This window comes from Bradyrhizobium sp. DN3 (assembly GCF_041357655.1).
In the GTDB taxonomy this organism is placed as follows: domain Bacteria; phylum Pseudomonadota; class Alphaproteobacteria; order Rhizobiales; family Xanthobacteraceae; genus Bradyrhizobium.
On the sequence record NZ_JAULLN010000034.1, the window covers coordinates 59,052 to 68,881 of the forward strand.

At 65.7% G+C, this 9,830-nt stretch carries 7 protein-coding genes; 6 read left to right on the top strand and 1 reads right to left on the bottom strand.

What is annotated here, in order from left to right; translation table 11 throughout:
• Positions 1-127 precede the first annotated feature (127 nt).
• Together serA and AAE027_RS34450 are read left to right on the top strand one after the other, a co-directional pair.
• Positions 128-1,372, top strand: a complete 1,245-nt coding sequence (gene serA / locus AAE027_RS34445; protein WP_370989130.1) for a phosphoglycerate dehydrogenase — start codon at positions 128-130, stop codon at positions 1,370-1,372.
• An 81-nt stretch (positions 1,373-1,453) separates the two neighbouring features.
• Positions 1,454-3,112, top strand: coding sequence for a tannase/feruloyl esterase family alpha/beta hydrolase (locus AAE027_RS34450; RefSeq protein ID WP_370989131.1), 1,659 nt, complete (start codon positions 1,454-1,456; stop codon positions 3,110-3,112).
• A gap of 33 nt (positions 3,113-3,145) precedes the next feature.
• Here AAE027_RS34450 and AAE027_RS34455 read toward each other — a convergent pair whose 3' ends face one another.
• A complete protein-coding gene (locus AAE027_RS34455; RefSeq protein WP_370989132.1) occupies positions 3,146-4,873 on the bottom strand; it encodes an ATP-dependent Clp protease adaptor ClpS in 1,728 nt (575 codons plus the stop codon).
• A 139-nt stretch (positions 4,874-5,012) separates the two neighbouring features.
• Between AAE027_RS34455 and AAE027_RS34460 the strand changes: the two genes are divergently transcribed.
• From AAE027_RS34460 to AAE027_RS34475, 4 genes are all read left to right on the top strand, one after another.
• Positions 5,013-5,441: a MarR family winged helix-turn-helix transcriptional regulator gene (locus AAE027_RS34460; RefSeq protein WP_370989133.1), complete on the top strand. Its 429-nt coding sequence runs from the start codon at positions 5,013-5,015 to the stop codon at positions 5,439-5,441.
• Positions 5,442-5,454: 13 nt separating this feature from the next.
• Positions 5,455-6,225: an enoyl-CoA hydratase gene (locus AAE027_RS34465; protein ID WP_370989134.1), complete on the top strand. Its 771-nt coding sequence runs from the start codon at positions 5,455-5,457 to the stop codon at positions 6,223-6,225.
• A gap of 113 nt (positions 6,226-6,338) precedes the next feature.
• The gene (locus AAE027_RS34470) at positions 6,339-8,420 is read left to right on the top strand and encodes a methyl-accepting chemotaxis protein (protein ID WP_370989135.1); all 2,082 of its coding nucleotides are present in this window, start codon (positions 6,339-6,341) and stop codon (positions 8,418-8,420) included.
• Positions 8,421-8,768: 348 nt separating this feature from the next.
• On the top strand, positions 8,769-9,710 hold the full coding sequence (locus tag AAE027_RS34475) for a dihydrodipicolinate synthase family protein (RefSeq protein ID WP_370989136.1): 942 nt from the start codon (positions 8,769-8,771) through the stop codon (positions 9,708-9,710).
• Positions 9,711-9,830: the final 120 nt, after the last annotated feature.

Below are 9,830 nucleotides of genomic sequence, written 5' to 3' on the forward strand. Positions count from 1 at the left end.
TGAAGCTGAGAGCGGTGCCTCCCTGCTTACCGGCCGCCGCCATCTTCTCCCCGCATCCAATCCCTATTGTGCCGCGGACCGTCCGCGGTCTATGAGCTGCGGCAAAGCTGCTACTTACGGAGACACCATGCCAGCCACAGGCCAAAGCCCCGAGCGGAATGCGAAGGCGCTGCTGCTCGAAGGCGTCAATGACAGCGCTGTCGACCTGTTCAAAAGCGCGGGCTTCACCAATGTCGAGCGCCTGACCAAGGCGCTGGACGGCGAAGATCTGCGGCGGGCGCTCAAGGGCGTGTCGCTGCTCGGCATCCGCTCGCGCACCCAGATCACCGACGAGGTGCTTGGCGCCGCCGACGAGCTCCTCGCGGTGGGCTGCTTCAGCGTCGGAACCAATCAGGTCGATCTCACCGCGGCGCACAAGCGCGGCATTCCCGTCTTCAACGCGCCGTTCTCCAACACGCGCAGCGTCGCCGAGCTCGTGATCGGCGAAATCGTGATGCTGCTGCGGCGGATCTTTCCGCGCTCGGTGTCGGCGCATGAGGGCGGCTGGGACAAGTCGGCGACCGGCAGCCGCGAGGTGCGCGGCCGCACGCTCGGTATCGTCGGCTACGGCAATATCGGCTCGCAGCTCTCGACGCTCGCCGAAGCCATGGGCATGCGCGTGATCTATTTCGACCGAACCGACAAGCTCCGCCACGGCAACACCGAGCCGGTCGAGAAACTGGAAGAGCTGCTGGCGCAGAGCGACATCGTCAGCCTGCATGTGCCGGAGACGCCGGAGACATCAGGCATGATCGGCGAGAAGGAGCTGCGGGCGATGAAGTCAGGCTCGTTCCTGATCAACAACAGCCGCGGCACCGTGGTCGATCTCGATGCGCTCGCGCGCGCCTTGCGCGATGGTCATCTCGCCGGCGCGGCCGTCGACGTGTTTCCGGTCGAGCCCTCCTCGAACGCGGACCGGTTCAAGAGCCCGGTGCAGGGCCTCGAGAACGTCATCCTCACGCCGCATATCGGCGGCTCGACCGAGGAGGCGCAGGAGCGCATCGGCGGTGAGGTCGCGCGCAAGCTGATCGACTATTTCATCACGGGATCGACCATGGGCGCGGTGAACTTCCCCGAGGTGCAGCTGCACTTGCGCCCCTCCGGCGCGCGCTTCAGCCACGTCCATCGCAACGTGCCTGGCATGCTGCGCCGGCTCAACGAAGTCTTCCTCCAGCGCGACATCAACATCGCCGCGCAATATCTGGAGACCGCCGGCGACCTCGGCTATGTCGTGCTCGACGCCGACCTCGGCGGTCAGGATTCAGCCGCGCTGCTCCAGCAGATCCGCGCCCTCGACGGCACGGTCGGCGCGCGGCTGGTGTTCGAGCACTAGCGCGTCATTGACGGCCGGCCGGAGGTCGCCTTCAATGCGGCTTCCTGACGGATCGAACGAGAATAGAAAACGGGGGGAACGATGGCGCAAATGCGTGCGAAGCTCTGTGTCTTGCTCGTAGGGACCGCGGCTGCGTTGACTGCGGGCAGCGCGTCGGCGGCGACGCTGGCGGAAGATGCAGATGCCGTCTGCAAGGCGCTCGTCGGCACTGACGCCGTGAAGATTGATTCCGCGGCGTTGCAGGCGCCGTCGCAACTCGCGGTCGCCGAGCGCGGGCCGACCCCGTCGGGACGCATCACGCCGGCCAATCCGCGCTTCTGCAAGGTGCTCGGACACATCGATCCCACCGATCCCAAGACGCCGCCGATCAAATTCGAGGTCAATCTTCCCGTCGAATGGAACGGGCGCTCGCTGCAATATGGCGGCGGCGGTTTTAACGGCGTGCTGATCACGGGACTTGCGCTGCCGCCGGCTTATCCGTTCGACAAGCCGTCACCGCTGGCGCGCGGCTTCGTCACCTATGGCACCGATTCCGGCCACGAGACCAAGCAGGGCGAGCCACCGCAGCTGTTCGCGCTCAACGATGAGGCGTTCGAGAATTTCGCTCATCGCGCCTACAAGAAGGTGCGCGATGCCGCCGTCGCGCTGATGCAGCGCGCTTACGGCAGGAAGCCGGACAAGATGTATTTCATGGGCTCGTCCGAGGGTGGCCGCGAAGGCCTCACCATGGCCCAGCGCTACCCCGACGATTTCGACGGCATCTTCGCCCGTGTGCCCGTGATCAACTGGGTCGGCTTGCAGCATGCCGGCACCCGCTCTGGTCTCGCGACCATGGGCGCGGGTTGGATCAATCCGGCACAGGTCAAGCTCGTGGGTGATGCCGTGCGCGCGGCCTGCGACAAGGCCGATGGCTCCGACGATGCGCTGGTGCAGGATCCGGTCGCCTGCAAGGCGGCGTTCAAGGTCGAGACGCTGCGCTGCGCGGCGGGCCAGAGCGGCGATCAGTGTCTCACTGAGGCGCAGATCAAGGCCGTGAACACGCTGCATGGCACCTACAAATTCCCGTTCGCGCTCGCCAATGGTCTCGACGATTATCCGGGTTGGGGCATCTCCGGCGAGGACACGCCGGCAATCGGCCCGACCGGCGGCTGGGTGGCCTGGTGGCTCGGCACCGCGCCGCCGGCGCAGCCGCCTGCGCCCAACAATGGCATCGCCTGGATCTATGGCGCCGGAGGCATTCAATATGTGTTCGCGCGCGATCCCAAGCTTGACGTCACCACCTACAAGCTGGAGGAGCACAAGGCGCGGCTGCTCGAAGTCTCCAAGCTGATGGATTCGACCGATCCCGATCTCAGCCGCTTCCGGATGCGCGGCGGTCGGCTGATCATGCTCGAGCACATGGCCGACTACGCACAGAGCCCCTATGCCGGCATCCGCTATTTCGAGAGCGTCGAGCGCAAGCTCGGCAAGGCCGAGACCGCCGAGTTTGCGCGGCTCTACACCGCCCCCGGTGTCGACCATGTCGGCTCCGGGGCGCCGGCCAATGTCGACATGCTGAGCGCGCTGGTCGACTGGGTCGAGAACGGCAAGGCGCCCGGCGATCTCGAAGTCACCGAGCAGAAGATCGAGGTGCCGTCGTTTGCGGTGACCCGCGCGCTGCCGCTGTGCCGCTGGCCAGCCTGGCCGCACTACAAGCGCGGCCCGTTGACGGAGGCCTCGAGCTTCACCTGTGCGCCCTAAAGGGAGGAGGCCGGCTGGCCTTCGCGACTAACTTCATCCCGCTGCCATCTCCTGCGCGCCGCCGAGCAGGCGCGCATTGAGGCGGCCGCCGGAGAACAGCATGTCATCGAGGGCCTCGTCGATATCGGCTGACGTTACGGAGTTGCCGCCATCGCGAGCGAGGCTGGCCTGCGCCAGCCGTCGCATCAGTTCCTTGATGAACGCGCAGCTCGTGCCCTCGCTGCGTCGGGCGGCCTCCGCGACGACCGCATCATTGAGCGGCAGTCCTTTGCCATAGAGCCGAGCCAGCTTGTTGCGGCCGGTCTCGTCAGGCAGGGGCACTTCGATCGCCTGGTCGATGCGACCGGGGCGACCGGCGAGCGCACTTTCGAGGTCCTCCGGCCGATTGGTGGTCAGGATGAACAGGATGTCTGCGTCCTCCTTCAGCCCGTCCATCTCGTTGAGCAATTTGTTCAACATGGACTCCTCACACGGCCCCATGTCGTCGCGGTCGCGGGCAATGAGATCGACGTCCTCGATCACGACCATCGACGGCTGAAGCAGCCGTGCCAGGCTCATATAGGCACCGAGAAGGCCGATTTGCTCGGCGGTGATGATCAGCGTCGTATGCCCCGGCAAATGTGTTGCGAGATAGCGGATCGTGTGGGTCTTGCCCGTGCCGGGCGGCCCGTACAAAAGGATGCCCTTGCGTGTCGACTGGCCAAGCCGGCGCAACTGATCGCGCGTGCCGACGAAATTCAGCACGTTGCGATCGAGCAGCCGCAAGGTCCGCTCCGGGAGGATCACCTCGTTCCGCGACACCGGCGGCAACCGATGCACGGTGATGCCGCGCGAGTATCCGCGATAGTCAGAGTCGGCATCAAGCGAGAGGATTTTTCCGCGATAGGTGCGCGCGGCTTGCACGGCCTGTTCCAATTCGCCGAAGCATTGCTGGACGAGGACTGCGCCTGCGGTGCCCGCAGGCACAACGATTTCTAGTCGAATCCCCGGCTCGCGGCTGTATTCGCGGTGCGCGCAGAGCAATACCGCGTAGCGAAGACCATCCTGCTCGCACAGCCACAGACCGTTATCGAGGCACTTGACCGGGCTCTTCTCGCCGACATCGAGGTCAGAATATTGCAGCGGTGCAATCGCGAGCGCGTTGCGGCCTTCCCGAAGGAGCCGTGAAATCGACAGCGTTTCGTAGCGCTGTTCCTCGTTCAGCCCGAAAAGCCGGATCGCCTTGCCGAACAGGCGGTCGATCGCGGCCTGGAGATCTACCCGCATATGGCCGGGAAACTGACGGATCGTGGTCACGAGCTTGCTGCGTGGGACGCCGGTGAAGTGCCAGTCCAGCACCTCGCAGGCGTGTTCGAGCTCCTTTTCCGGTTCTTGCGGCGCATTCACGGTGTCTGCGGCGCGCATGCAGTCGCTGCATAGCCACACGGTACGGCTGCCGATGCGAACATCCGTCTGCCCTTTCGGCTTGCCGCAGAGCTCACAGGGAGTCCTGATCTCTTCAAGCGTGATCTTCAGGGGATGCTGGCCCAGCCAAATATATTGACTGGCCGACTTGAAAAGCGCCTCTGCGACGGATTGCGGGTAGGGACCGCAGGCGGCTTTCCCCTCGCGCTCGATCCGCGTCATCAGCGCGGCTGCTTCGCGATCCGACTTGCCAAAAACCTGGCGCAGCAGCCCGATGACGAATTCGTCCGGCGTTTCGTCATCGTTGTGAATCACGAGCTGAGCCGGCTCACGCTCGCCGCGCACATCGTTCGTCATGAAATAACTCCGCCACAACCAAAACTAGAATAGAACAAATAAGGAACATAAAAAGAGCTGGCGGTCAAGCGTGTGGCGCTTAGCAAGCTCTTTTGACAATCCCACCAACCCCGAATATATATTTCGCATGCGAACTAAAATGCCCCACCATCGGCTGATCTATCTGCTGAGCGTCGCGCAACGCCGGTTGCAGCGCTGGATGGCGGCTCGGCCCGAGAGCGAGGTGACGCCGGCGCAGGCCGGGCTGCTCTTCATCCTCGGCCGACAGGACGGCGTGCTGATGGGCGAGGCGGGCGCGGCGCTCGATCTTGGCCCGGCCGGCATTTCCGGCCTCGTCGACCGCACCGCGGCCGCCAAACTGATTGAGCGGCGGGCCGACCGCGAGGACGGACGCGCCTGGCGGATCTGGCTGACCCCGAAGGGACGCACCGCGCTGGCGCAGGCGAAAGCAGGTGCGGCGGAGGTCAATGCGGCGCTGATGGAAGGATTCACGGCTGCGGAGATCGACGTCGTCGCGCGCTGGCTGACGAGCATTCAGGACAAGTTTCCAAGAAGTTCAGACGAATAGTAGGAGCAGACGAATGACCGAGCACGTCCGGATTGAGAACAATGGCGGAATTCTCACGCTGACATTGGCGCGCCCCGACAAGAAGAACGCGCTCACGGACGCGATGTACGGCAAGCTCGCCGACAGCATCGAATCCGCCGAGTTCGATCCGTCGGCCCGCGTGATCCTGATCCGCGGCGAGGGCGACATGTTCACCGCCGGCAACGACGTCGGCGAATTCGCGGCGGTCGCTGCGGGCAAGTCGGAAGGCAGCCGCAACGTCGTGCGCTTCATCCAGTCGCTGGCGCGATGCACCCGGCCGCTGGTTGCGGCCGTGCAGGGCCGCGCCGTCGGTGTCGGCACCACGATGCTGTTGCATTGCGATCTCGTCGTGCTCGCCGACGATGCGCAATTGTCGACGCCGTTCGTCAGCCTGGCGCTGGTACCGGAAGCCGCCTCCAGCCTGCTGATGCCGGCGCGCATCGGCTATGCCCGGGCCTACGAGATGTTTGCGCTTGGCGAGACGGTCCCGGCGCAGGCCGCGCTGCAATGGGGCCTCGCCAACCGGGTGGTGCCGCTCGACCGGCTCGATGCCGAGGCGCTCGTACTCGCCCAGCGTCTGGCCCGTCAGCCGGCCGGCGCGCTCATCGCCACCAAGAAGCTGATGCGCAATGGCGAGGCGCTGGTCGTGCAGATGAACGCGGAGGGCGAGCAGTTCGCGCAGCGCCTGCGCACCGCCGAAGCGCGCGAGGCATTCACCGCCTTTGCCGAGCGCCGTCCGCCTGACTTCACCAAGGTTGGGTGAAGGAACGCGGCCTACCGGCAGGCACAAACCGCGGGTATTTGATTAAAGCCTTAACCAAACCTTGGCATGTCGCGATGCAAGGTGGCCTATTCGTGACGAGTAGGCCGCGACCCATGGCAATGTTTAAGAAATCGGTAAGCACGCTTCTCCTGGTGTTGATGGCGCTGCTGGCGGTCGGTGCGCTGACCAGCACGGCGATCCAGATGCTCGGGGCCTTCGGCCGCTATAGCGACAGTCTGGAGACTGAACGGCTCGCGAACGCCGACAAGGCGATCTTCCATGGCGTGCTGTCCTTGCGCAACAATCGCGGCGATGCTCAGAGCGCGCTGCTCGGCGAGGACGATCCGCGCGCCAAGCTGGGCGCCGCCGAGAAGGCAGAGCAGGCCGGCTTTGACGCCATCATGGCCGCGCTCTCCACCGTCGAATTCGCCCGCCGGGACGAGCTTGCGAGCACGCTGAAGCAGCGTTGGAGCGAGGCCGCGCCGAAATTCCGGCTGTTCTACGACGAGGCCAAGCTGCCGCGCGGCGAGCGCAAGGTGGAGCGCACCGCCGCCTGGTACGATGCCGTCACCAAGGTGATCGAGACCGCCAATCTCGCGTCCACCGCGGTGTCGAACCGCGCCTGGATGAACGATCCTTTCATCGCCCGCATGATCCAGGCCCGCCGCCTCGCCTGGCAGGTGCGCGACCGCTACGGCATCCAGTGCTCGACCCTGCGCCCGAACGTCAACAGCTCCAAGCCGCTCGATGAGACCCAGAAGCAGACCGTGGCCGGCTGGAACGGCATCGTCACCGCCGGCTGGACCGGCATGGAGGAGCTGCTGGCTGCGCCCGACGTGACTGCGGACCTCGCCAATGCGGCCAAGGAGGCGCGCGCCAAGACCAACGGTGTCCTCAAGCAGATCGGCGAGCTGACCAAAGGCTTCGACGGCAGCGGCCGTCCCGCGATGCCCGCCGCGGAATGGAACGCGCTGTGCCAGTCGCCGTTCGCGTCCATCGTCGCGGTCGCGAACAAGGCGCTCGACCAGTCGATCGCACGCGCGGAGACGGTTCAGCAGAAAGCCCTCACCAATCTGATCGTGCAGTCGCTCGCGTTCCTGCTGGCGTTGGCCGTGACCCTGGCCGGCGTGTTCGTGGTGCGCAATCGCCTCATGCGCCCGGTGCGCGCCATTCTCGATGCCATCGCCCGCATCAGCGCGCGCGACTATGCGACTCCGGTGCCGCAATCCCGGCATCCCGACGAGTTCGGCACCATGGCCGCAGCGCTCGAAAGTCTGCGCGAAAGCGCGGCCACCGCCGAACGCCTGGGCCAGGAGCGCGAATCGCAGCAGGCGCTCCAGCTCGCCCGCTCCGGCACCGTCGATGCGGCCTGCCGTAGCTTCGACGATACGGTGCAGGCAGTCATCCAGAGCGTCGTAGCGTCGACGAGGGAGCTCGATGCCACTGCAACTGACGTGCGCTCGCTGGTTTCGGAATCGGGCAGCCAGACCGCGGCGGTCTCCTCCGCGGCCGAGCAGGCGACCAACAATCTCGAGACCATCGCGGCCGCGACCGAGGAACTCTCCGCATCCGTCGGCGAGATCTCCGCACAGGTGCAGTCCAGCGCCCGCGAGGCCCGCGAGGCCGTTGCGCAGGCCGAGCAGACCAATGCGACGGTGGAGATTCTCGACCAGACCGCAAGCCGCATCGGCGAGGTCGTGAAGATGATCAACGCCATCGCCGGCCAGACCAACCTCTTGGCCTTGAACGCCACCATCGAAGCGGCGCGCGCGGGCGAGGCCGGCCGCGGCTTTGCCGTGGTCGCCGGCGAGGTCAAGAGCCTTGCGGCGCAGACTGCAACCGCGACCGAAGAGATCTCGCGCCAGGTTGAGGAAATCCAGGGCGCCACCGGGCAGGCCGTGGCCGCCATCCGTTCGATCGGCGGCGCCATCAGCGGCATCGACGAGAAGATGACGGCGATTGCCGCCGCCGTCGAGCAGCAGCGCGCGGCGACCACCGAGATCTCGCGCAACTTCCAGCAGGCCGCGCAAGGCACCCGCGAGGTCACCGACACCATCGGCAGCGTCGCCAGGCTGAACCAGGAGACCGGCAACGCCGGCACGGTGTTGTCGGATTCCGTCAAGAAGATGTCGGCCGACGCCGATCGTCTCCGCGTCGCGGTCGAAGGCTTCTTGGGCGCCGTGAAGACCGCGTAGTCGCCCAGGTCAATCGCATACGGCAGTCGAGAGGTTGCCGGACGTGCTCGGCCTGCATGGTTCGAGACGCCCGCTTTGGCGGGCTCCTCACCATGAGGGTCTGATATTTCGCGACGAAGCGAGACCTCAGCCTGAGGGCCCGCCGTAGGCGGGCGTCTCGAAGGATGGCCGTAGGCGAGCTTCCTGCCACGTTTTGCTTCATATGCGGTAGCCCTGCGTAGTCTCCGTCAGTTCTTCCATCCAACGGCGCGCGGGCATTGCCGCCGGTCCGCGCGGCGGGTACATCTGTGCCGGCTCGCTTCGCGAGCGCTGAGACAGACGTAAGATACATCAGGGATGGAGAGTTCGATGCCGGTCACGCCACAACACAAGGTCCAGCGCCCCTATCGCGGCGTGTTCCCGGTCGCGCCCACCATCTTCGACGAGCGCGGCGAGCTCGACCTCGAGGGCCAGCGTCGCTGCATCGATTTCATGATCGATGCCGGCTCGAACGGCCTCTGCATCCTCGCCAATTTCTCCGAGCAGTTCGTGCTCACCGATGCCGAGCGCGAAACGGTGATGCATACGGTGCTGGAGCATGTGGCGGGCCGGGTTCCCGTGATCGTCACCACCACGCATTTCAGCTCAGCGGTCTGCGCCGCGCGCAGCCGGCAGGCCGAGGCGGCCGGTGCTGCCATGGTGATGGTGATGCCGCCCTATCACGGCGCGACCTTCCGCGTGCCCGAGAAAGGCATCGTCGAATTCTTCAAGGTGCTCTCGGACGCGATCAACATTCCCGTCATGATCCAGGATGCGCCGGTGGCCGGCACGCCGCTCTCCGTCGAGCTGCTCGCGCGGCTGGCACGCGAGCTCGCCAACATCCGCTATTTCAAGATCGAGGTGCCCTTCGCCGCCGCCAAGCTGCGCAGCCTGATCGAGGCGGGCGGCAAGGACATCGAGGGCCCCTGGGACGGCGAGGAGGCGATCACGCTGCTGGCCGATCTCGATGCCGGCGCCACTGGCGCGATGACCGGCGGCGGCTATCCCGACGGCATCCGCCAGATCATCGATCCCTATTTCGCCGGCAAGCGCGAAGAGGCGAAAGCCGCCTATGAGCGCTGGCTGCCGCTCATCAATTACGAGAACCGCCAATGCGGCCTGATCGCCTGCAAGGTGATGATGCAGGCCGGCGGCGTCATCAAGTCGGACACCGTGCGCCATCCGCTCCAGCCGCTGCATCCGGCGACGCGCGCGGGGCTGCTGGAGCTGGCCAAGGAGCGCGATGCGCTGGCGCTGCGGTGGGGGAAGTAGGGGCGCAAATATACTCCGCCGTCGTCCCCGCGTTATCCCGGACGACACCGAGGGGGCGGTGCACACACAACCACCAAACCACAAATCAACACCCCAACAAGCCCGCTTGCGGCCCAATAA